Source organism: Streptomyces sindenensis, from assembly GCF_014649035.1.
In the GTDB taxonomy this organism is placed as follows: domain Bacteria; phylum Actinomycetota; class Actinomycetes; order Streptomycetales; family Streptomycetaceae; genus Streptomyces; species Streptomyces sindenensis.
Window position 1 is genome coordinate 523,924 of record NZ_BMSG01000001.1, and the last position, 23,298, is coordinate 547,221.

Genomic DNA, 23,298 nt, shown 5'->3' on the forward strand with positions numbered 1-23,298 from the left:
CTACGGTTGGTGCTCCTTGTCCGGTATGGGCAGTGGTCTCTTCTCGATCGCGGCAGCCATGACGTCCGGGAAGAGATCCGGCGTACAGGCGAACGCGGGTGTGCCCAGCGCTCCGAGCGCCGCCGCGTGCTCGTGGTCGTACGCCGGCGCCCCCTCGTCGGAGAGGGCGAGCAGCGTCACGAACTGCACGCCGGACGCCTTCATGGCGGCGACCCGCTTGAGCATCTCGTCGCGTATGCCGCCCTCGTAGAGATCGCTGATGAGGACGACGACGGTGTCGGCGGGGCGGGTGATCCTCGACTGGCAGTAGGCCAGCGCCCGGTTGATGTCGGTGCCGCCGCCGAGCTGGATGCCGAAGAGGACGTCGACCGGGTCGTCGAGCTGGTCCGTGAGGTCGACGACCGCCGTGTCGAAGACGACGAGCCGGGTCGAGAGGGTGCGCATGGAGGCGAGCACCGCGCCGAAGACCGAGGCGTGGACGACGGAAGCGGCCATCGACCCCGACTGGTCGACGCACAGGACGATGTCCTTCTTGGCGGACCGGGAGGAACGGCCGTAGCCGATGAGGCGCTCCGGCACGACCGTGCCCGTCGTCGTCCCTGTTGCCCCGGCCGCCCCGGTCTTCCCTGCTGCCCCTGTTGCCCCGGCCGTCGTCGCGGTGTCCGGGGCCGGGAGCGTCAGGTAGTTCTTGAGGTTGGCCCGGATGGTGCGGTCCCAGTCGATGTCCCGGTGGCGCGGCCGGCTGATCCGCGCCGAACGGTCCAGGGCACCGGTCAGGGTGGCCCTGGTACGGCTCTCCAGCCGCGCCTCCAGGTCCTCGACGACCTTGCGGACGACAGCGCGGGCGGTCTCCTTCGTCGTCTCGGGCATCGCCTTGTCGAGGGACAGCAGGGTGCCGACGAGATGGACGTCCGGCTCGACCGCCTCCAGCGTCTCCGGCTCCAGGAGCAGGGTCGCCAGGCCGAGCCGGTCGATCGCGTCGCGCTGCATGACCTGGACCACGGAACTGGGGAAGTAGGTCCGGATGTCGCCGAGCCAGCGGGCGACGGAGGGCGCCGACGCGCCGAGCCCCGCAGAACGGCCGCCGGTGCCACGGCCGTTGGGCTTCTTCCCGCCGCCCCCGCCGTACAGCGCGTTCAGCGCACGGTCCATCGCCGCGTCCTGGCCGGTGAGGGCGCGTTCCGTGCTGTCGGCGCTGTCCGCGCCGAGCACCATCCGCCAGCGCCGCAGCCGTTCGGCATCGGGCGGCGCGGGCGAGGTGTGCGGGGTGTGCGTGGCCGTGGTCGTCCGCTCCATCGTCTCCCCCATCGGGTCCGTCCTCGGGTCCGTCTGCATGGCCGTTCCGGTCGTCGTCATACGGCCGCCTCCGCGGGCTCGGGCGGACGGCCGAGCAGCAGGCGCAGCACCGGTTCGACCGCGTCGGCCCTGGCCCGGTCGAGACCGGGCCCGAAGCCCCCGGTCACCGGGAAGGCGTCGTCCCGCCGGGCGCCCTCGGGCACGGGGCCGCGCCGGACCAGCTCGCCGAGGGTGCGCCGTACGCCCGGTTCGTACGCGGAGAAGGTGCGGCGCAGCAGCGGCAGCACATCGGTGAACAGGTCGGCGGGGACACCGGTCAGCCAGGCGTCGACGAGGCCGAGGAGCCGCTCGTCGTGGATCAGGAGCATGCCGCCGCCCGACGTGCCGCCGACGAACCCCTCGATCCAGGCGGCGGCGTCGGCGGGCGGCGTTCCGGGCGAGAGCGCCAGGCCCATCAGCCGGGCCGCCTCGTCCTCCGGCAGCCGGCCCTCGTCCAGGAGCAGCCGGGTGGCCCTGCCCCTGATGATTCCGGCGACCGTGTCCCGGGCCGCCAGCTTGTGCAGGACGGCGTCCCAGCGTCCGCGGAGGCCCTGGCCGGGCTCCGCCCCGGTGTCCAGCAGGCCGATCGCCCCGTGGACGGCCTCCACCCGACCGCGCAGCGCCTCGGCGCCGTCCGGGTCGAGGCCGGTGCAGGCGGGCGGCAGACCGACGCAGATCCGCTCGGCGAGTCCGGCGGCGACCTCCGTGAGCGCCGCCGTGTCCGTGGAGCGCACGTCCCCGTACCGCAGGGAGCGGGCCAGGGCGGGCAGTGCGTCCGCGAGGTGGCCGACGTCCGCGTCGAGTGCGGCCCGGTCGGCGAGGGCCTTCATGACGACGGGCAGGGCATCGGGCAGTTCGGCCAGGAGGCAGTGCTCGGCGAGTGCGGTGACATCGGCCAGCGCGGTCGCCGCCACGGCCTGCGACGCGGCCTTCGCGGTGGCGGCGGTGAGCACGGTCGTGCCCCACACGCCGGCCTCCGCGACCCGGACGTGCAGTTCCGGTTCCCAGCTCAGCCGCCAGCTCTCCCGGAAGGTGCCGGTGCTGCCCGGCCCGGCGACCGGGTCGCCCCAGCCGACGTCGAGGAGGCGCAGCCGGTGCAGGAGGTGGCTGCGGGCGGCGTCGGTCTCCCTGCGCAGGTCGAGGTCCAGTTGGCGTTCCGATGCCTCCGGTTTGAGCCGGAGGGTGCGCTGGCTGCGGGTCAGGTCCCGTTGCAACGGGACGGCCGGGGCGGTGTCCGGGACTTCGCCGAGGCTCTCGCCGACGATCAGCCGGTCCCGGACGAGGGCGAGGGGGACGTCGGACCCCTCGCACATGACAGCCCGCACGGCATCGGTCGTCTCCCCCAGGCCCGCCAGCGGGCGGCCCCGGAGGGCGGCGAGGGTCTCGGCGAGCCGGACGGCCTCGATGACATGGGCGGTGGAGACGGGCCGGTCCTCGTCGCGCAGCAGTCCGGCGACCTTGGTCATCCAGCGCTCGATCGGCCGGTCGGCCGCCTCGAAGAGGTGCCCGTACCAGCCGGGCGAGTCGATCCCGGCCCCGTATCCGCTCTGCCGGGCGAGGCGGCGATGGGTCCACGGCACCCAGGTCAGATCCGTTTTGACCTTCGGGAGGCCCTTGAGCAGCGCGCGGTCGGCGGCGAGGGTGGTGCGCGCGGCGAGAGCGGGCACATGCCAGGCGCCGCAGACGACGGCCACGTCGTCCCCGAACTCCTTGCGCGCGGCCCGCAACTGGATCCGCATGTACGCCTCGCGCACCGCGTCACGCGGCTGCCCGCCGTCCCCGTACGCTTCGCGGAGCGCGCTCATGGCCTCGGCCAGCGCGACGAACGGCGCGAGGGCCTCGCCGGGAGTGCCCCCGGGGCGCGCGCCCTCGGAGGCTGCGTCACCGTCGTCCGCGATACCTCCGCGGCCGGTGCCGTCGACGCCCGGCGAGCCGTGGTCGCCGCCCGATGAGCGGTGCTCGACGACGTCCTCCCACCAGCGCTCGGGATCGTCGTATCCGGCGGTCTCGGCGAGCACCCGGATCGGGTCGACGACCGGCGTGACCTCCTCCTGGGCGTGCTCGGCCCGCTCGGGCCCCTCCCCCGGCCCCTCGGGCGCGGGCTCCTTGAGCGCGAGGGAGTGGGCGGCGGGCAGGTCGATGAAGCGGACCGGGACGTCGTGATCGAGGGCCCAGCGGAGGGCCACCCACTCGGGCGAGAACGCGGCCATCGGCCAGAAGGAGGCCCGCCCCGGATCGTCCACGGCGTGGGCGAGCAGCGCCACGGGCGGCCGCATCCCCGGGTCGGCGGCCAGAGGCACCAGCGCGTCGCCTTCGGGCGGCCCCTCGATGAGGACGACGGCGGGACGGGCTTCCCGGAGCGCGGCGAGGACCGCGCGGGCCGACCCGGGGCCGTGGTGCCGCACCCCCAGGAGCCAGGGCCCATCGGCCGGCCCGGCGACCGGCCCGGTCGCGGTGCGGCCGGGCGTCCGGGCGCCGGCCACCACCGCGCCGCTCATGCGGACACCTCGCGTCATGCGGACACCTCGCGGCAGGCGCGGTAGAAGTCCTTCCAGCCGTCCCGCTCGCGGACCACGGTCTCCAGATACTCCTGCCAGACCACCCGGTCCGCCGCGGGGTCCCGTACGACCGCGCCGAGGATGCCGGCCGCGACATCGCCGGGGCGCAGGACGCCGTCGCCGAAGTGTGCGGCGAGTGCGAGGCCGCTCGTGACGACGGAGATCGCCTCGGCCGTGGAGAGCGTGCCGGAGGGGGACTTGAGCTTGGTGCGCCCGTCGGTGGTCACCCCGTCGCGCAGTTCGCGGAAGACCGTCACCACGCGCCGGATCTCGGTCAGCCCTTCCGGGGCGGCGGGCAGGTCGAGCGAGCGGCCGATCTGGTCGACGCGCCGGGACACGATGTCGACCTCGGCGTCCGGGGTCTCGGGCAGGGGCAGCACCACGGTGTTGAAGCGGCGGCGCAGGGCGCTGGACAGCTCGTTGACGCCGCGGTCCCGGTCGTTGGCCGTGGCGATGAGGTTGAACCCGCGGACGGCCTGGACCTCCTGCCCCAGCTCGGGGACGGGGAGCGTCTTCTCGGACAGGATCGTGATGAGCGAGTCCTGCACATCGGCGGGGATACGGGTCAGCTCCTCGACCCGGGCGGTCATGCCCTCGGACATGGCCCGCATCAGCGGACTGGGCACCAGGGCCTCGCGGCTGGGGCCGTGGGCCAGCAGTTGCGCGTAGTTCCACCCGTAGCGGACGGCTTCCTCGGGCGTGCCCGCGGTGCCCTGGACGAGCAGCGTCGAGTCACCGCTGACGGCGGCGGCGAGGTGCTCGGACACCCAGGTCTTGGCCGTGCCGGGGACGCCGAGAAGGAGCAGTGCCCGGTCGGTGGCGAGCGTGGTCACGGCCACCTCGACCAGGCGGCGCGGGCCCACGTACTTCGGCGTGATCACCGTCCCGTCCGGCAGGGTCCCGCCCTGCAGATAGGTGGCGACGGCCCACGGCGACAGCCGCCAACGGGCGGGCCTGGGACGGTCGTCGGCCGCCGCGAGCGCCTTCAGCTCGTCGGCGAACGCGTCCTCCGCGTGCGGGCGCAGAACCTGCGCGCCCGCCTCCGGCTCGACGGCTGCGGTGGTGCTGGACACGGTCATGGCTCCCCCTCCAGATCGGTCGTCCTGATCTGGTTACCACCGTGCACCATGCCACTGACAACGGGCCCTGACCGCAGGTCAGAGCCCGTTCACGAGCGCGTGGCCCCCATCCCCCCGGGAACCCGGCACCCTTGCCGGCCCGGTCTGGTCCGGCCCGATCCGGACCGGACCGGACCGGACCAGGCCGGTCAGCCCACGATCGGCGACACGGCGACACAACCGCCCGCCGCGAGCATGCCCTCGCCCTTCGCCTCCTTGATCACCTTGCCCTTGTAGGTGATGGAGCACGTGACGTCGGCGCCACCCGCCTCCAGGGCCAGCGGCGTGACGGCGGGCGGCATGATGCCGCGCAGCTTCACGGTCTTCTTCCACGGCAGGGTCGGCTTGGTGACGGTCTCCAGCTCGGGCTCCATGGCCTCGCCGCCGCCCCCGTGGTACGTGATCTCGTCGACGCTCGTGCCGGTGACCTCGTACGTGACCTCGTAGGTCTCGTCCACGGTGGTGTCGACCGCCTTGCCGACCGCCTCGTCCACGGACTCGGCCGAGCAGGCCCCGAGTCCGAGCACGAGGACGGAGACCGCGAGGGCGCGGGTGGTACGGGCGGTGCGGGTGGTGCGGTTCATCTGAGATCCCCCCTGGATCGGCCCGCGCCCGGATCCGTTCCGTACGCGGAAACCGCAGAGAAACGCAAAGGCAGGGCGAAGTCAAATCCCCCCTCAAACCGCTGCTTCGCAGGTCGGAGCAGGTCGGAGGGGGATTGTCAGTGGCGCCCCCTACCGTCGGAGACATGCAGCTATCTCACGGGGGAGAGACCTCGCCCACCGGTGCCCCGGTGGCGCGCTGGTCGGCGGAACAGGTGCTGGCACTGGCTCCTGACGCGGCTTCACGCAAGGCGGGCACCCGGCTCGGCGCGGCCGGTCCGTGGTCCGGCACGGGGTGCGACGCGACGGGTGCGATCTGGGGCCTGTGCATGGGAAGCGGAAGCACGCCCTATCGGACGATCGTCGACACCACGGGACCTGCCTACGCGTGCAGTTGCCCGAGCCGGAAGTTCCCGTGCAAGCACGCGCTCGGGCTGTTGCTGCTCCGGGCGTCCGGCGACGCCGCGTTCCGGCCCGCCGAGCCGGCCGACTGGGTCGCGGAGTGGCTCGCGGGCCGACGCGCACGCGCGGCGCAGAAGGGCGGCAGCTCCGCGGTGAGCGGTGACGGCACGCGGGGGCCCGTCGACACGGACGCCGCCAGAAGGCGGGCGGAGCGCCGCGCGGAGCGGGTCACGGGCGGCGCCCAGGAGCTGGAACGGCGCCTGGGCGACCTGCTGCGCGGCGGACTGGCCGCGACGGACCGGGCGGGGTACGGCCTGTGGGAGGAGACCGCGGCCCGCATGGTCGACGCCCAGGCCCCCGGGCTCGCCGCCCGGGTGCGGGAGCTGGGCTCGATCACGGGGTCCGGGTCCGGCTGGCCGGTCCGGCTGCTGGAGGAGTGCGGGCTGCTCCATCTCCTGGACACGGCCTGGCTCGGCCGGGACCGGCTGCCGGATCCGCTGGCCGCGACCGTGCGGACGAGAATGGGACTGCCCATGTCCGCAGAGGGCCCGCCGGTCCGTGACCACTGGCTGGTCCTCGCGCAGTACGACACCCCGGACGGCAAGATCGTCACGCGCCGGATCTGGCTGTACGGGCGGGAATCGGGCCGCACCGCCCTGCTGCTCTCGTTCGGCGCGGCGGGCCGGTCCCCGGACCGGGCACTGCCGGTGGGGGCGACGATCGACGCCGAGCTGACGCCGTATCCGGGCGGCGCACAGCTCCGGGCTGAGCTGGGCGAGCAGTTCGGGACCACGGCCACGGCCGGTCCCCCGCCGGGGATCGCCGCGGCGGCCGCACCGGCCGTGTACGGGAACGCCCTGCGGGAGGACCCCTGGCTGGACGCCTGGCCGGTGACCCTGCGCGACGTCATACCCGTGCCGTCCAAGGACGGCTGGCAAGTCGCCGACAGCCCCGCCGACGCCCACGCGGACAGCCTCGCGAACGGCCACGCCGACGCCCGCACGGCATCCGCGCTGCCGATCGCCCCGGCCGCGCTGTCCCGGCCGGGGCTGTGGAAGCTCGTCGCCCTGTCCGGCGGCGGCCCGGTCACGGTGTTCGGCGAGCTGGGCCACCGCGGCTTCGACCCGTTCGCGGCCTGGGACCCGGGCGAACGGGAGGAGGGCGGGGGCACGACGGGCGGGTCGGTCGTCCAACTGGTCTGACCCGGGCGGGTGGGCCGGCCGACGGGGCGGGGCCTACGCGCCGAACCGCACTCGTCGCCGCTCTGTCCGCTGCTCCTGTCCGACATCCGCGCGTCCCTGCCACGGGAGGGGAAAGAGATGCCTCACACGACCAGCCCCACCGCAACCACCACCACGACCACCACCGCCGACACCACCACCGCCCCGCCCGCTTCCGCATCCGTCGACGCCCTCCCCTGGGAGGAGCTGGTCACTTCGGCGCTCCTCGGGACCGATCGCCGTCCTCCGGCACCGCGCGGCGGCCCCGTACCGGTCGATGCTCCCGCGGCCCTGCTGGACGCCGCCGCCCTGCACACCGTGCGGCGGCGGGCCGGGCTGCTCCCCGCCGTACCGGAGGCCCCGCCCGAGCCCGCCGCCCCGGATCCGCGCCCGGCGCTCCCCGAGGCCGCCCGGCACCGGCTCGCCCATCTGCTGGCCGACCGCTCCGCGCCCCCGGGCGGCGGGCGGCGGGGGACCGTGCCCGACCTCACCGAGCTCATCCCGCAGTGGCTGGCCATCGCCAACCGGAGGGGCTTCCGCGCCCCGGCGGCCCTGCTGCCTCCGCTGCTGGACGCCGCCCGCGCGCGTACGGACCTGCGCCCGCAGGCGCTCGCGTTCGCCGGGCCGCGCGGCAGATGGCTGGCCGGGCTGAACCCCGACTGGAAGTTCGCCCTGCGGGGCTCCGCGAGCTGCGCGCCGCAGACCGACACCACGGACCCGGACGCGGTGGCCCGGCTGTGGGAGGAGGGGCTGTTCGCGGAACGGGTCGCGCTGCTCGACGCCGTACGGGCGCAGGATCCGCCCGCGGGGCTCGCCCTGCTCGCCTCCACGTGGTCCGCCGAACGGGCCGAGGATCGGCTGATGTTCCTGGATTCCCTGCGGTCGGGGCTGGGCGACGCCGACGAGCCGTTCCTGGAGCAGGCCCTGTCCGACCGCAGCCGCAATGTCCGCGCCACCGCCGCCGAACTGCTCTCCGCCTTGCCCGAGTCGGCGCTCGCCGGACGGATGGCGGCCCGCGCGATGTCCTGCGTGCACCCGGACCGCACGGGGGAGGTCGCCGCCATCGCCGTGGAGGCACCGCACGAGTGCGATGCGGGCATGCAGCGCGACGGTGTCATGGCGGTCCCGCCGACGGGCCGGGGCGAACGGTCCTGGTGGCTCGGGCAGTTGGTGGAAGCCACCCCGCTCGGTGTCTGGGAGGAGCGGTTCGGCGGGCGTCCGGCCGAAGAGGTCGTGACCCTGCCCGTGGCCGACGACTGGGCCGACGAGCTGCACACCGCCTGGTGCCGGGCGGCGGTCCGGCAGCAGAATCCACGGTGGGCCCGGGCCCTGCTCGGGCGCCCGTCCGCGCCGGTGGCGAGCGGCCCCGGGACCGCATCGATCGCCGAGCGCTCGAAGCTCCTCGCGATTCTGGACGCCGAGGAGCGTGCGTCCTGGGTGGCCGGGTTCATCGCGGCGCACGGCCTGTCGGAGGCGTTCCAGTTGCTCGGGGTGTGCACGGTCCCCTGGGCCGGGCCGCTCGGGCGCGCGGTGGTCGACGCACTCGACATCGCGCGGGACGGCGGGAGTTATCCGTGGAGCTTCAGCGGGGTGATGGGCCTCGCGGAGCGATGTCTCGACCCGGCCGAGGCCGACCGGCTGGAGGTCCTGACAGCCACGCAGGACGAACAGGAGGGGGCATCGCCGGGAGCGGGCGGCTACTGGTCCGAAGCCTTCCAGCGCCTGGTCTCCACCCTACGGCTGCGCGCCACGATGGAGGCTGAGCTGATGGCCTGACGGGGATGGGCTGACGAGGATGGGCTGACAGGGATGGGCTGATGGCCTGACGGCGACGGCGAGGGCGCTGACGACCGGGACGGAGACGGCCCAGGACGGAGACGGCCCAGGACGGAATCGGTCCGGGGGCGAAAACGGGCCGGGGGCGGAGACGGGCCCGTGCACGGCGGGCCCGCCCCGGGCGCAAGAGGCTCGCGCCCGGGTGCGAGGGCCCGCACTCGGGTTGCGGGGTCCGTCCCGAGCACGGGGCCCGTCCCGAGCACGGGGCCCGTCCCGGGCGCGGGGCCCGCCCCGAGCACGAGGTCCGCCCCGGACGCGAGATCCGCCCCGAGCACGGGGCCCGCCCCGGGCGCGGGGTCCGTCCCGGGCGCGGTGTTCAGGCCTGGGTGGCCTGGCGGACGTGGGCGTTGACCCACGTGACGATCTCGGTCGTCGTCGCCCCCGGGGTGAAGAGCTCCGCGACGCCCAGCTTCTTCAGCGGGGCGATGTCGTCCTCCGGGATGATCCCGCCGCCGAACACCTTGATGTCCTCCGCCTCGCGGGCCTTCAGCAGCTCGATCACCTTGGCGAACAGCGTGTTGTGCGCCCCGGAGAGGATCGAGAGGCCGATGGCGTCGGCGTCCTCCTGGATCGCCGTGTCGACGATCTGCTCGGGCGTCTGGTGGAGCCCGGTGTAGATCACCTCCATACCGGCGTCCCGCAACGCCCGCGCGATGACTTTGGCCCCGCGGTCGTGGCCGTCGAGGCCCGGCTTGGCCACCACCACACGGATCGGACCGGTCACACCCATCACTGCCTCCACCTCGTCTCCCGCGTCTGAAGGGACGGGGATGTGAACGAACGTTATCCACAGCATCCCGCACGCCACAGTTTCGCGGCAGGCGGGGAGGGGGAAATCACACGTGGGACATGTTCGCCAGGCGTCGTCCCCGGTGTCACGCGGTGTTCCGGCCGCGCGGGGCCCGGCGCCAGGGCCTGTCGTCGAACTGCCGTCGTCCGTCCGAAGGGCGGCGCCGAGGACAGGTCCCAGGGGAGCCGCTACGAGGTCGCCGTACCACCGCGCCGCCAGCCGCACGGCACGGTGGTACGGCTCCACGCCCCCGGCCACGGCCGCCCGGCCGGCCGACGGCATTCCCCGTCCCGCCACCACCAAGGGCGTACGGGGCCGGGGGCCGCCGCCTCCGTACGCCGGTGCAGGAGGCAGGCCGTGAAGCTCCCCCTCCCCCTCCCCCTCCCCCTCTCCCCACTGATCTCCCCACTGACCCACTTCACCCACTTCACCCCCTTGGCGCACCTCAGCCGCCTCACTCGCCTCCCGGCTCTCCCCGCGCTGCCGGGGCCCCGGCTGTCGTCCGCGCTGCTCGGCGCCACCGCGCTGGAGCTGTTCGTCCTCGCCGGGCGCCTGGCCGTCTACCCCTTCGGCCTCACCTCCGAGCGGGGCGGGACCGTGCCCACCGGGACCGTGCCCACCGGGACCGCACCCACGGGGACCGCACCCTCCGACACCGGGCCTCCCGGGACCGCGCCCACGACGGCCGACTCCTCCGCACCGCCCGTCGTCCTGCTGCACGGCTTCATCGACAACCGCTCCGCGTTCGTCGTCCTGCGCCGCACGCTGGCCCGGCACGGCCGCAGCCCGGAATCCCTCAACTACTCACCGCTGACCCGCGACGTCCGTACCGCCGCCGGACTGCTCGGCCGGCATGTGGAGGAGATCTGCGCGCGCACCGGGCACAGCCGGGTCGACATCGTCGGGCACAGTCTCGGCGGCCTGATCGCCCGCTACTACGTACAGCGGCTCGGCGGCGACCGGCGCGTGCGCACCCTGGTGACGCTCGGGACCCCGCACGGGGGCACCGCCGTCGCCCCCGGGGCGGGCGTTCACCCCATCGTGCGGCAGATGCGCGGCGGTTCCTCGGTGATCGAGGAGCTGCGCGGTCCAGCCCCCGGCTGCCGGACCCGGTTCGTGAGCTTCTGGAGCGAGCTGGACCAGGTGATGGTCCCCGTCGGGACGGCGTGCGTCGACCACCCCGATCTCGACGCGGTGAACGTGCGCGTCACCGGTGTCGGACACCTCGCGCTGCCCGTCCACCCCACCGTGGCCGCCGCGGTCCGTGAGGCTCTTGAGGCCCCGGGGTCCGGAGAGGACGACGCCACCGCCACCGGAGCGTCCTCCGTGGCCCGAAAATAGAACATCACTCGAACGTAGAGCCAAGGCTGCGTCTGCCGTCCACCGAAAGTCGGCCGATTGCCCGTTTCCTGCGGGCCCAAAACCTGTCGAAGATTGTCGTCCTCACATACCGCCGGGTACAGTCGCGGCCACTGCTTCCCCCTGGGGCACCCCTGACCGGGATCCAGAACAGTCCTGCTGCCGAGGCGAGAGAGACGTTGGTGAACGACCAGCACCCCCACGCCGGGCACGTCGGGTACGACGACCGAGCGACCGGCAGCTTCGACACCGACCCGCTCTTCGGCTCGCTCCCCGGCGGCCACGACACCGGCTACGACGTCGGTCACCCCGCCGCCGGATACGGCGACGCCACCTACGGCCAGGGCACCTACGGCGCCGGCTTCGCCACCACGTACGCGACCGGACAGCCCGACCACAGCGGCCAGTACGACGCCTCCGCGTGGAACACCGGTGCTCAGCAGACGCCGGCCCACGACGGCTACGCCGCTCAGGACTACGCCCAGGAACACCCCCAGCAGGCTCCGGCCACGCAGCAGTGGGACACCTCCGGGGCCTGGCAGCAGGTCGACGACCAGGACCTGACCGGCCAGTGGGCGACCACCGGCACCGGCGCGTTCCCCACCACGGACTTCCCCTCCGCCCCGTACGGCACGGACACCGCCTACGGGGCGGACGCGTACGACACCGGGGCCTACGACACCGGCGCGTACGACGCGACCGCCTACGCCACCGGCACGTACCCGGCGGCCACCGCCTTCGGAACCGGCGGCGTCCACGGGGCGGACGCCTACGAGACCGGGGCGTACGCCACGACCGCCTTCACCACCGGCGGCTACGACTCCGGGGCCTACGAGACCGGCGCGTACGGCACCGTCGCCTACGACACGGGCGCCTACGACGCGACCGCCTGGAACTCCGGCGCCACGCCCGGGGACACCGCGTACGAACCCGAACAGACGTCGCACTCGCTGTACGAACAGCAGCCGGCCGACGCGACGGCGCCCGAGGGACCGGCCGAGGCGGACCGCACGGCCGACGAGCAGGCGCCCGACGCGTCCTCCACCTCCGAGTTCGCCGCCCTCGCCCACGACTTCGCACAGGACACCGCGCCGGATGCCACGCCGGAGCCGGAACGCGAACCGGAGCAGGACGGCGGGGACGGTTTCCCCGGCCCGCACTCCGTGAACCGCACCGCGGCCCGTCCCCCCGCCCCGCGCAACCGGGCCCGCCGCCGCAACCCCGCCAAGCGTTCCGCCCTGCTGACCGTCGCGGTGCCCTCCGCCTGTGTGATGAGCGTCGCGGGCATCGCGGCCGCCTCCGTCGGCGGGATGCCCGGCGGCGAGGAGAAGCCGGAGGAGACGACCACCTCGCTGGCGGTCGCCGACCCCAGCACGGTCAAGCAGGTCGCCGCCAACGACAAGCTCAACAACCAGCTCGAACAGCTCTCCGCGGGCAGCGACGACTTCCGCGAGCGCGCGAGCCGCACCCAGGAGCGCATCGACCTGCGGGAGCGGCAGGCGGCGGAGAAGAAGAAGCGCGAGGAGGAGGCCGCACGCCGTGAGGCGCTGCGCCCCAAGTTCGTCCTGCCGGTCAAGCAGCACGGGCTCTCCGCCTACTACGGCCAGGCGGGCGTCAACTGGATGTCCGTGCACTCGGGCATCGACTTCCCCGTCTCGTACGGCACTCCGGTGATGGCCGCGACCGACGGCACCGTACGCACCCAGCTGAACAGCGCCTACGGGGTCATGGCGATCGTGACCGCCGCCGACGGCACCGAGACCTGGTACTGCCACCTCAGCAGCACCAAGATCCGCTCGGGCCCGGTGAAGGCCGGTGACGTCATCGCGTACTCCGGGAACTCGGGCAACTCCACCGGCCCCCACCTGCACTTCGAGGTCCGGCCCGGCGGTGGCGCGGCGATCGACCCGCTGGCGTGGCTGCGCGGCAAGGGGCTCAACCCGGCCTGACGGACCGGCGCGCGAGCGAGGACACGGGTGAGGGGGAGGGCTTCGAAGCCCTCCCCCTCAGTCGTTTCCTAGAGCTTCTCGACCGGCGCGTACCGCAGGAGCAGCTTCTTCGGGCGCTCGTCGCCGAAATCGACTGTCGCCTTGGCCTGGTCGCCGTGGCCCTCGACGGCCGTCACCGTGCCCAGGCCGAACTGGTCGTGCGTGACCCGGTCGCCGACGGCCAGGGCGACCGTCGGCTTGTCCGAGGAGCGCCGGGTCGCGAAGCCCGAGGGGCCGGAGCGGGAGCGGGACGAGGAGAGCGAGGACGTGATGCCGGAGGTGGGCCCGGCGGGGGCGGCCATCGGACCCTTGCGCTTCCAGTCGAGGTGCGCTTCCGGGATCTCCTCCAGGAACCGCGAGGGCGGGTTGTACGAGGGCTGGCCCCAGGCGCTGCGCATCGCGGCCCGGGTCAGATAGAGCCGCTCGCGGGCGCGGGTGATACCGACGTACGCGAGGCGGCGCTCCTCCTCCAGCTCCTTGGTCTGGCCGAGGGCCCGCATGTGCGGGAAGACGCCGTCCTCCAGGCCGGTGAGGAAGACGACGGGGAACTCCAGGCCCTTCGCCGTGTGCAGGGTCATCAGCGTGATGACGCCGGAGCCGTCCTCGTCCTCGTCGGGGATCTGGTCGGAATCGGCCACGAGCGCGACCTTCTCCAGGAACTCCGCGAGCGTGCCCGCTCCCTCCTCCTCGCCGCGCTCCTGCTCGAATTCGAGGGCGACGGCGGCGAGTTCCTGGAGGTTCTCGATACGGGTCTCGTCCTGCGGGTCGGTGGAGGCCTGGAGCTCGGCGAGATAGCCCGTGCGCTCCAGGACCGCTTCCAGGACGACGGCGGGCCCGGCGCCGGACTCGACGATCGTGCGCAGCTCCTCCATCAGCGTGTTGAAGCGCTTGACGGCGTTGGAGGAGCGGGCGGCCATGCCGTACGCCTCGTCGACGCGGCGCAGCGCCTGCGGGAAGGAGATCTTCTCGCGCATCGACAGGGCGTCGATCATGGCTTCGGCGCGGTCGCCGATGCCGCGCTTGGGGACGTTGAGGATGCGGCGGAGCGGGACGGTGTCCTCGGGGTTGGCGAGGACGCGCAGGTAGGCCAGGACGTCACGGACCTCCTTGCGCTCGTAGAAGCGCACGCCGCCGACGACCTTGTAGGGCAGGCCGACGCGGATGAAGATCTCTTCGAAGACACGGGACTGGGCGTTGGTGCGGTAGAAGACGGCGACATCGCCCGCCTTGGCGTCACCCTTGTCCGTCAGCCGGTCGATCTCGTCGGCGACGAACTGCGCCTCGTCGTGCTCGGTGTCGGCGACATAGCCGGTGATGCGGGCGCCGGAGCCGGCGTTGGTCCAGAGGTTCTTGGGGCGGCGGCTCTCGTTGCGCTCGATGACGGCGTTGGCGGCGGAGAGGATCGTCTGCGTGGAGCGGTAGTTCTGCTCCAGCAGGATCGTCGTGGCGCTGGGGTAGTCCTCCTCGAACTGGAGGATGTTGCGGATGGTCGCGCCCCGGAAGGCGTAGATCGACTGGTCCGCGTCACCGACCACGCACAGCTCGGCGGGGGCGTCGTTCTCCCCGGCCGGGCCGACCAGCTCACGGACCAGCGTGTACTGGGCGTGGTTGGTGTCCTGGTACTCGTCGACGAGGACGTGGCGGAAGCGGCGGCGGTAGTGCTCGGCGACGTCCGGGAAGGCCTGGAGGAGGTGGACCGTCGTCATGATGATGTCGTCGAAGTCCAGGGCGTTGGCCTCGCGCAGGCGGGCCTGGTAGAGCGCGTACGCCTGGGCGAGGGTCTTCTCGAAACCGTCCGCAGCCTGTCCGGCGAAGGTCTCCTCGTCGATGAGCTCGTTCTTGAGGTTGGAGACCTTGGCGGTGAAGGACTTCGGCGGGTAGCGCTTGGGGTCCAGGTCCAGATCGCGGCAGACCAGGGCCATCAGCCGCTTGGAGTCGGCGGCGTCGTAGATCGAGAACGACGAGGTGAAGCCGAGCTTCTTCGACTCCCGGCGCAGGATGCGGACGCACGCGCTGTGGAAGGTCATGACCCACATGGCGTTGGCGCGCGGGCCCACGAGCTGCTCGACGCGCTCCTTCATCTCGCCCGCGGCCTTGTTGGTGAAGGTGATCGCGAGGATCTGCCCGGGGTGCGTGCCGCGCTCGGCCAGCAGGTGGGCGATGCGGTGGGTGAGCACCCGGGTCTTGCCGGAGCCGGCCCCGGCGACGATGAGCAGCGGGGATCCGGCGTGCACGACGGCGGCGCGCTGCTCGGTGTTGAGCCCGTCGAGCAGCGCGGCGGAGTCGATCGCCGGGCGCGGGTGACCGTCCCGGTAGTACCCGTCCCGGGGCGGCGGGGGCGCGTCGTAGACGCCCTCGAAGAGGCCCTCCGGCACCGCTTCGGGCGCGTGGTCCTCGGGGGGCGGCGGGGGGCCGTCCTCCGCGGGCTGGAGGCCGGTCAGGAAGTTGTCGTCAAAGAGGCTGCTCATCGCCTCCCGAGTCTAGGCGGCCGGACTGACAACCTTCCGCCGAAGCCGGGAAGCGGTGACCCCGGACCTACGCACGGAGAGCGGACGTCCACGTTCCGTGAGAAAGCGCCCGGTCGGAGAGGGTGCCGGACCCCCGATCCGGAAAGGTCACGAAAATGTATCGGGCATATCGCTCATCGTCCTTCCCAGTGGTGCCACCGGTTGGCTAGCGTGCTCGGTCAGGTGATCCGTACCTCCCTGAGGCGAACCGCGCCTAACGGACACCTCTGCCGAATCCGGTCTGCCGCCCTGGCAGTTCGGAACCGGGGACCCACACGCAGAACCGGGGTGAATCGGTCCGTGCCCTCGCATGCGGACCGTAGGACAGCCTTCCGTTCCGTCCGAACCCGACAGCTAACCCGGTAGGCGGTCCACGGAAGGAGATGCCGGTCTTGGCATCGCATCGCAAGCCGCGCACGAAGGTGCGCACCACCACCCCCGCCGTCGGGCTGACGACGGCCGCGCTGGCCTCGGTGACGCTGCTCTCCACGCAGAGCGCCACGGCGGCGCCCGCGGAGCCGAAGCCCGCCATCGAGGACGTACAGAAGAAGGTCGACGCCCTGTACCGGCAGGCGGGCTCGGCGACCCAGGAGTACAACCGGGCCAAGTCCGCCTCCGCGTCGCAGCAGAAGAAGGTCGACGGCCTGCTCGCGGACGTGGCGAAGCGGACCGAGAGGATCAACGAGGCGCGCCGGGCGCTGGGCTCCTACGCGGCGGCCCAGTACCGCAGCGGCGGCATCGCGCCCACGGCGACGTTCTTCTTCGCGGACGACCCGCAGGGGTACTTCGACCAGAGCCGGCTGATGGACCGGGCGACGGAGCGGCAGCAGAAGGCCGTGGACGACTTCCGTACGCAGCAGGCATCGGCGGCGAAGAAGCGCGCGGAGGCCGTGAAGAGCCTGGAGACCCTGACCGAGACGCAGGCCACGCTCGCCTCCAGCAAGAAGGACGTCCAGGCCAAGCTGACCGAGGCGCGCGGGCTGCTGTCCCGGCTGACCGCCGAGGAGAAGGCGCGGCTGGCGGAGCTGGAGCGCAAGAAGGAGGCCGAGGCGAAGGAGAAGGCGACGAAGCTGGCCGCCCGCCAGGCAGCCGAGGCGGAGGCGAAGGCCGAGGCGGAGGAGAAGGCCCGCGAGGAGGCCGCGCAGGAGTCCGGCGACGGTTCGGGATCCGGATCGGGCAGCGGTACGGACACGGGGTCGGGGGCCGACTCCGGTACGGACAGCAGTTACGCCGCCAAGGCGGAGAAGGTGCTGGCCTTCGCCCGCGCCCAGATCGGGAAGCCGTACGTGTGGGGGGCGTCGGGCCCCTCCAGTTACGACTGCTCGGGGCTGACGCAGGCGGCCTGGCGGGAGGCGGGCGTGACCCTGCCGCGGACCACCTGGGACCAGGTCGAGGTCGGCACGCGGGTCGCCACGTCCGACCTTCAGCCCGGGGACCTGGTCTTCTTCTACGACGACATCAGCCACGTCGGCATCTACAAGGGCGACGGGATGATGATCCACGCCCCGAAGCCCGGTGCGAACGTGCGCGAGGAGTCGATCTACTACATGCCGATCTACGGGAGCGTACGCCCGGCGTGAGACGGGGCGGGGGCGACCGGCGACCGGTCGCCCCGGCAGGCTTCGGGTCCGGCCTCAGGTCCAGACCGTGGCGATGAAGATGTTGGCGGTCGTCAGGGCGCCGACGGCGATGAACGCGCCCTTGTCGACCTTCTCCTCGTCGCGCTTCACGTAGACCAGGGCGAGGATCACGACCAGCAGCGCCAGTTTGATGCCGATCTTGACGTTGTTGACGGTCTGGTCGTCGGCCTGATTGAGGCCGACCAGCGCCACGCCGGTGACCAGCATGGTCAGCGCGCCGTGCAGCATCGCGGGGGTGAACCGGGCGGTCCCCGCACCCATGGCCTTCATCTGCGTCAGGAAGCCGCCCAGCAGGGAGGCGATGCCGATGATGTGCAGGGCGACGAAGACATTGATGAGTACGTCCATGGCTCAGGAGCCTAGCCATGACCAAAGTTTTACCTTTCAGTGAGGCAAGCCTTCCTCGATCGCCGATGAGACGCCCCTCCCCCGCTCGCTTCGATCATCCGTGACCGGCGAAACGTCACATCAGGGCAATAGCTGTCATGGCGACTCTTTTCTCCGCGCCGGGATTAGCGTCCATCCCGGACCCGTCGCCATCCCGGCGGGCAGCCGAGAGGAAGGATGCCGCCCCCGTGGCAGCGCACCGCAGGTCAGCTCATCGAAAACCCAAGCAGCGCCCGCTCACCGGCCCTGCTGCCCGCACCGCCGCCACCCTGGCGCTCGCCGGGGCCGCCACCGCCGGCTCCGTCACCGGGGCGGGCGCGGCCCCCGCCGAACCGGCCCCCACCGCGGCCCAGGTCAGGGCGAAGGTCGACCGGCTCTACCACGACGCCGAGGTCGCCACCGAGAAGTACAACGGGGCGAAGGAGAAGGCGGACGCGGCCACCCGCACCGTCGACGCCCTGACCGACGAGGCCGCCCGCCGCACCGGCCGCCTCAACACCGCCCGGCACGCGCTCGGTTCGCTGGCCACCGCGCAGTACCGTTCCGGCACCCTCGATCCGGCCCTGCAACTGGCGCTCTCCTCCGACCCCGACGCCTATCTGGAACACGCCTCCTACCTCGACCGGGCGGGCGACCGGCAGACCGGGCTGCTGCGGAACATCAAGCGGCAGGTCTCCCGGATCGCCCAGGTCAAGGCCCGCGCCGACGAGGAGACCGAACGTCTCGCCGCCCGCCGCGCCGAACTGCGCGAGCACCGCACCGCGGTCCGCGCCAAGCTCGCCGGCGCCCGGAAGCTGCTGGACACCCTGACCGCCGCCGAACGCGCCGACTACGAGCGCTCGGCCGACGCCCGGCACGGCGGTGGCCCGGACCGTGCCGCCCGCTCCACCACCCGCAGCGGCCCTTTCTCGGCCCCCAATTCCCGCGCCGGACAGGCCATCGCCTTCGCCCACGGGGCGATCGGCAAGCCGTACGTCTGGGGCGCGACCGGCCCGAACGCCTTCGACTGCTCCGGCCTCACCCAGGCGGCCTGGAAGGCGGCGGGCGTGAGCCTGCCGCGCACCACCTACACCCAGATCAACGCCGGACAACGCATCCCGCGCTCCCGACTGGCCCCCGGAGACCTGGTGTTCTTCTACTCCGGGATCAGCCACGTCGGCCTCTACATCGGCGGCGGCCAGATGATCCACGCCCCGCGCCCGGGAGCGCCGGTGCGCATCGCGCCGATCGACCAGATGCCTTTCGCCGGGGCGACCCGGGTGGCGTAGGGCCTGTCAGCGCGCGCCGTCCCCCGGCCTCAGACCAGCCGTCGCGCCGTCGCCCAGCGGGTCAGTTCGTGCCGGTTGGAGAGCTGGAGTTTCCGCAGCACCGCCGAGACGTGCGACTCGACCGTCTTCACCGAGATGAAGAGCTGCTTGGCGATCTCCTTGTACGCGTAGCCCCGGGCGATCAGCCGCAGGACCTCGCGTTCGCGCTGGGTGAGGCGGTCCAGGTCCTCGTCGACCGGCGGGGCGTCCGTGGAGGCGAAGGCGTCGAGCACGAAGCCGGCCAGGCGGGGCGAGAAGACCGCGTCGCCCTCCTGGACCCGGAAGACGGAGTCGACGAGGTCGGTGCCGGTGATCGTCTTGGTGACGTAACCGCGCGCACCGCCGCGGATCACGCCGATGACGTCCTCCGCGGCGTCCGACACGGACAGCGCGAGGAAGCGGACCGGGTTCTCCGCGGTGCCCATCAGAGGGGCGCAGCGGCGGAGCACCTCGACGCCGCCGCCGCCCGGGAGGTGGACGTCGAGGAGGACGACCTCGGGGCGGGTCGCGGTGATGACGGTGACCGCCTGGTCGACGTCGGCGGCCTCGCCGACCACCTCGACGCCGGTCTCCTCGGTGCGGCCGATCTCGGCCTGCACCCCGGTGCGGAACATCCGGTGGTCGTCGACGAGCACGACCCGTACCCGTCGCTCCGGGCCCCCGGTGGCTTCGGTGTTCTCGGTCATTCGCTCGCCCTCTCCATCTCCAGCTCGACCTCGGTGCCCCCGCCGGGCACCGAACGCAGCCGGGCGGTCCCGCCGTTGCGCTGCATCCGGCCGATGATTGATTCTCGTACGCCCATGCGGTCGCCGGGAACCTCGTCCAGGTCGAAACCCGGACCCCGGTCCCGTACGGACACGAAGACCGTACGGCCCTCGACCTCCGCGAAGACCTGGACCGCCCCGCCCTCGCCACCGTACTTGGCGGCGTTGACCATCGCCTCGCGCGCGGCCTGCATCTGTGCGGACAGCTTCTCGTCGAGGGGGCAGTCGCCGACCACGACGACCTCCAGGGGCACGCCGTGCTTGTCCTCGACCTCGGCGGCGGCCCGTTTGACCGCCTCGGCCAGGGTCTCCGGTTCGTCGTCCTCGTCCTTGCCGGTGCCCTCGGGGTTGTAGAGCCAGTTGCGCAGCTCGCGCTCCTGGGCGCGGGCGAGGCGTCTGACCTCGCCGGCGTCGTCCGCGTTGCGCTGGATCAGGGTGAGGGTGTGCAGCACGGAGTCGTGGACATGGGCGGCGACCTCGGCCCGCTCCTGAGCGCGGATGCGCATCAGGCGCTCCTCCGAGAGGTCCTGGGTCATCCGCACGAGGTAGGGGCCGGCGAGCAGGAAGATGCCGGTCAGCACGGCGATCGCGGCGGTCAGCACATTGCCGAACTGGGCGGCGGAGCCGCGGACGACGAGGAAGACCGCGAGGCCGAGGCCGACGAGGGCGACCCCGGCGAGGCCGCGGGCCACGTGCAGCAGCCTGCGGTTGCGGCTGACCTCCATCCAGCGGGCCCGGCGGGCGTTGTCCGCCTGCCGCCAGACCAGGACGGAGCCCGCGCCGATGAGGAGGGTGGGCCAGATGTAGCGGCCGGTCTCGCCGCCCATGTCGACGTTGACGAAATACGCGACGGCCCCGATCGTCAGGGCGACCAGGGCGAAGACCTGGCCCTTGTCCGGCTTGCGGAGCCTGCGGCGGCCGTCCGCGACGGTCTCGAAGACGGAACGGGAGGGCTCGACGCCGCCCACGCCGAGCGGGACGACGATCCAGAACACCGCGTAGAGCAGGGCGCCGAGGCCGTCGGTGACGAACAGTCCGAGGAAGACGAGCCGCACCCAGGCGACCGGCAGCCCGAGGTGTCCGGCGAGCCCGCGCGCGACGCCGCCGAGCAGCCGGCCGTCGGCGCTGCGGTAGAGCTTGCGCACCGGCGGCTCCTCCGGGTCGGCGGCGAGGGAGCTGGCGGCTCGGGCGGTGGCGGCTGGCATACCCCGATCGTCACACGCGCGGACGCGGGGCGGCATCAGGGTAAGCCCCCGAAAGTCCCCTGAGGCTGTCCCCCGGGTGCCGCCTCGTGCCCGCTCCTCTCTCCTCCGCCCGGCGTGTGCGCCCCGGCGCACGGGTGGAGGCTGGAGTCAGGGCAATATCAGGGACCGTCCAGGGTCGGGGCGGGTCCCGGCGGGCGGTCCGGCCCGTCACCATGGAGGCATGACCGCTCCTTCCCACGCCGACCCCGGCGTCGCGCCCCCCGAAGCGCCGAAGCCGACGCTGCGGCGCACCCCACGGCAGAAGGTCGTCGCCGGGGTGTGCGGCGGGCTCGGCCGGTACTGCGACGTGGACCCGGTGATCTTCCGGATCGTGGTCGGTGTGCTCTCGGTGACCGGGGGCATCGGGCTGATCTTCTACGGCTTCGCCTGGCTGCTGCTGCCCGCCGACGGCGAGGACGAGAACGAGGCGCGCAAGCTGCTGTCGGGGCGGGTCGACGGGGCGTCCCTGGTGGCGCTGCTGCTGGCGCTGATCGGCTGCGGCCTCTTCCTGTCGATGCTGCACAACCGGGGCATGCTGTCGTTCGCCGCGCTGCTGACCGTGGCCGTCGTCGGCTTCGCCGTGTGGACGCAGTCCCGGCGGACGGCGGCCCCGGAGGACCCGGCGGCCCCGCCCGGCGCACCGGCCGCCCCTCCGGGCCCCTCGCACACCGGCGGGCTCGGCACGCCGCCGCCGGAGGTGAAGGCCCCGCCGACGCCGGGCGGTCCGTCGTGGTGGCGGGACCCGATCGTCAAGGACGGCACCACCGGACCGGTCGGCTCCGGCTATCTGTGGGGGCCGCCGGACACCGACGCGGACGCCGCGCGGGCCGGGGCGAAGGCCGGGCAGCCCACTCCGGACGCCCCGTTCCGGACACCGCGGCCCTCCCCCGAACCGCGTGGACCGCGTTCCATCGGCGGCTTGGTCTTCCTGACGGCGCTGGTGGCGGGCGGTCTGGGGACCGGGCTGAGCTGGGAGCACCAGCCGCTGGGCACCGCCCTCCAGATCGGTCTGGCCGCGGCTCTCGCCGTCTTCGGGCTCGGCCTGCTGGTCGCTTCGCTGCTGGGGCGGACGGGCTTCGGCACGGTCTTCATGGCGATGGTCACGGCGGGCCTGCTGGCCGGCGCGACGGTGCTGCCGAAGGAGATCGACACCTCGTGGGCCCGCCAGGAGTGGCGGCCCGCGTCGGTGGCCGCCGTCCAGCCGCGCTACGAACTGAGCACGGGCGACGCCCGGCTGGACCTGTCCGGCCTGAAGGTGCCCAAGGGCGAGACCGTGCGCACGGAGGTCGATGTGGCGGCGGGGAGGGCGGCCGTGGTCGTCCCGGCGGGCGTGACGGTGAAGGTGCGCGCCGAGGTGGGTCTCGGAGAGGTCCGCCTGGAGGAGGGGCAGCGGGTCCAGGTCCGGATCAACAACGGCGAGTCGACCGAGCGCACGCTGCCGCCGGCGAAGGGCACGGCTCCCGCCGGAACGGTCGAACTGGACGTGGAAGTCGGCATCGGACAGGTGGAGGTCACCCGTGCTGCGTCATGAATTCCGGCCCGGCAGGGCCGTGGCCGGTCTGGTGATGCTGGGCCTGGCCGCCGGTTACGCGGCGGACGCCGCCGGGGCCTGGGAGGCCACGTTGACGTTCTTCCTGCCGCTGTTCCTCGGCGGGCTGTGGCTGGCCGCGACGGTGACCTGGGTCGCCTACATGCTGCGGCGGCGGCGCGCGGCGAGGAAGGCGTCGGCGGAGAACAGCGGGGCGCCCGCGAGCACGAGCGGCAGCCACGCCATCAAGTAGGGCAGGTCGTTGCCGTAGTAGTACGGGGTGGCCTGCCAGCTCACGGTCAGCCAGAGGCTCAGCGAGATGAGGGCGCCGCCGAGCGCGGCGAGGCGGGCCCACAGGCCGACGAGGGTGCCGAGGCCGACGAGGAGTTCGCCGATCGCGATGGCGTAACCGAAGCCCTCGGGGCTCTTCAGGGCCAGGTCGACGAGGGCGGGGATCGCGGAGGAGTCGCGCACCCCGCGCATCATCTCGCCGATGGAACCGCTGCCGGCCGCGGACAGGAACGCGCTGTCGGTGAGCTTGTCGAGGCCCGCGTAGACGAAGGTGACGCCGAGGAAGATCCGCAGCGGCAGCAGGGCGTAGGTGCCCGCCTGTTCCTTCAGCGTCCTGCGCTCGCCCAGCCCGTACGAACCCCGCCCGCCGTAACCGTTCATGACCGCTGCCCCACTTCCCGATGTCCCGTCACTTCGACCAT

18 protein-coding genes and 1 riboswitch are annotated in these 23,298 nt (G+C 73.1%); of the genes, 8 read left to right on the forward strand and 10 right to left on the reverse strand.

Annotation, left to right across the window (positions count from 1 at the left end):
- The 4 genes from IE145_RS02335 to IE145_RS02350 form a co-directional block, all read right to left on the reverse strand.
- Positions 1–1,356, reverse strand: a complete 1,356-nt coding sequence (locus IE145_RS02335; RefSeq protein WP_189518307.1) for a VWA domain-containing protein — start codon at positions 1,354–1,356, stop codon at positions 1–3.
- Entirely contained in the window at positions 1,353–3,833 is a 2,481-nt protein-coding gene (locus IE145_RS02340; RefSeq protein WP_189518627.1) for a DUF5682 family protein, read from the reverse strand. The genes IE145_RS02335 and IE145_RS02340 overlap by 4 nt, the downstream gene beginning before the upstream one ends.
- Before the next feature lie 14 nt (positions 3,834–3,847).
- On the reverse strand, positions 3,848–4,972 hold the full coding sequence (locus IE145_RS02345) for an ATP-binding protein (protein WP_189518309.1): 1,125 nt from the start codon (positions 4,970–4,972) through the stop codon (positions 3,848–3,850).
- Between the two features lie 188 nt (positions 4,973–5,160).
- On the reverse strand, positions 5,161–5,595 hold the full coding sequence (locus IE145_RS02350; protein WP_189518311.1) for an MmpS family transport accessory protein: 435 nt from the start codon (positions 5,593–5,595) through the stop codon (positions 5,161–5,163).
- Between the two features lie 164 nt (positions 5,596–5,759).
- Between IE145_RS02350 and IE145_RS02355 the strand changes: the two genes are divergently transcribed.
- Complete coding sequence (locus tag IE145_RS02355) at positions 5,760–7,217, forward strand: SWIM zinc finger family protein (protein WP_189518313.1); 1,458 nt, start codon at positions 5,760–5,762, stop codon at positions 7,215–7,217.
- Positions 7,218–7,334: 117 nt separating this feature from the next.
- A complete protein-coding gene (locus tag IE145_RS02360; protein WP_189518315.1) occupies positions 7,335–9,011 on the forward strand; it encodes a DUF5691 domain-containing protein in 1,677 nt (558 codons plus the stop codon).
- 376 nt (positions 9,012–9,387) lie between these two features.
- On the opposite strand, the gene icmB is transcribed toward IE145_RS02360, so the two are convergent.
- Positions 9,388–9,801, reverse strand: a complete 414-nt coding sequence (icmB, locus tag IE145_RS02365; protein ID WP_189518317.1) for a coenzyme B12-dependent isobutyryl CoA mutase small subunit — start codon at positions 9,799–9,801, stop codon at positions 9,388–9,390.
- 468 nt (positions 9,802–10,269) lie between these two features.
- Here icmB and IE145_RS02370 point away from each other — a divergent pair, with 468 nt between their 5' ends.
- Complete coding sequence (locus IE145_RS02370; protein WP_373296560.1) at positions 10,270–11,202, forward strand: lipase family alpha/beta hydrolase; 933 nt, start codon at positions 10,270–10,272, stop codon at positions 11,200–11,202.
- Between the two features lie 200 nt (positions 11,203–11,402).
- The gene (locus IE145_RS02375) at positions 11,403–13,169 is read left to right on the forward strand and encodes a M23 family metallopeptidase (RefSeq protein ID WP_189518319.1); all 1,767 of its coding nucleotides are present in this window, start codon (positions 11,403–11,405) and stop codon (positions 13,167–13,169) included.
- Positions 13,170–13,237: 68 nt separating this feature from the next.
- On the opposite strand, the gene pcrA is transcribed toward IE145_RS02375, so the two are convergent.
- Entirely contained in the window at positions 13,238–15,676 is a 2,439-nt protein-coding gene (gene pcrA / locus IE145_RS02380; RefSeq protein ID WP_194543902.1) for a DNA helicase PcrA, read from the reverse strand.
- A 257-nt stretch (positions 15,677–15,933) separates the two neighbouring features.
- A riboswitch (cyclic di-AMP (ydaO/yuaA leader) is annotated at positions 15,934–16,100 on the forward strand.
- Between pcrA and IE145_RS02385 the strand changes: the two genes are divergently transcribed.
- Entirely contained in the window at positions 16,099–17,295 is a 1,197-nt protein-coding gene (locus tag IE145_RS02385) for a C40 family peptidase (protein ID WP_189518321.1), read from the forward strand. (Overlaps the previous riboswitch by 2 nt.)
- Positions 17,296–17,349: 54 nt before the next feature.
- Here the strand turns inward: IE145_RS02385 and IE145_RS02390 are convergent, their stop codons facing one another.
- Positions 17,350–17,703, reverse strand: coding sequence for a hypothetical protein (locus tag IE145_RS02390; protein ID WP_097971733.1), 354 nt, complete (start codon positions 17,701–17,703; stop codon positions 17,350–17,352).
- A 227-nt stretch (positions 17,704–17,930) separates the two neighbouring features.
- On the opposite strand from IE145_RS02390, the gene IE145_RS02395 reads away from it, so the two are divergent.
- Complete coding sequence (locus IE145_RS02395) at positions 17,931–19,010, forward strand: C40 family peptidase (protein WP_189518323.1); 1,080 nt, start codon at positions 17,931–17,933, stop codon at positions 19,008–19,010.
- 29 nt (positions 19,011–19,039) lie between these two features.
- Here the strand turns inward: IE145_RS02395 and IE145_RS02400 are convergent, their stop codons facing one another.
- Positions 19,040–19,735 carry a LuxR C-terminal-related transcriptional regulator gene (locus IE145_RS02400; RefSeq protein ID WP_006126978.1) on the reverse strand — a complete coding sequence of 232 codons (696 nt, stop codon included), beginning with the start codon at positions 19,733–19,735 and terminating at the stop codon, positions 19,040–19,042.
- Entirely contained in the window at positions 19,732–21,018 is a 1,287-nt protein-coding gene (locus IE145_RS02405; RefSeq protein WP_189518325.1) for an ATP-binding protein, read from the reverse strand. Before IE145_RS02405 ends, IE145_RS02400 begins: the two co-directional genes overlap by 4 nt.
- 220 nt (positions 21,019–21,238) lie before the next feature.
- Between IE145_RS02405 and IE145_RS02410 the strand changes: the two genes are divergently transcribed.
- Together IE145_RS02410 and IE145_RS02415 are read left to right on the forward strand one after the other, a co-directional pair.
- On the forward strand, positions 21,239–22,588 hold the full coding sequence (locus tag IE145_RS02410) for a PspC domain-containing protein (RefSeq protein WP_189518327.1): 1,350 nt from the start codon (positions 21,239–21,241) through the stop codon (positions 22,586–22,588).
- A complete protein-coding gene (locus IE145_RS02415; protein ID WP_189518329.1) occupies positions 22,575–22,838 on the forward strand; it encodes a hypothetical protein in 264 nt (87 codons plus the stop codon). Before IE145_RS02410 ends, IE145_RS02415 begins: the two co-directional genes overlap by 14 nt.
- Here the strand turns inward: IE145_RS02415 and IE145_RS02420 are convergent.
- Entirely contained in the window at positions 22,745–23,257 is a 513-nt protein-coding gene (locus tag IE145_RS02420) for a DoxX family protein (protein WP_189518332.1), read from the reverse strand. The genes IE145_RS02415 and IE145_RS02420 overlap by 94 nt on opposite strands.
- Between the last annotated feature and the right edge of the window lie 41 nt (positions 23,258–23,298).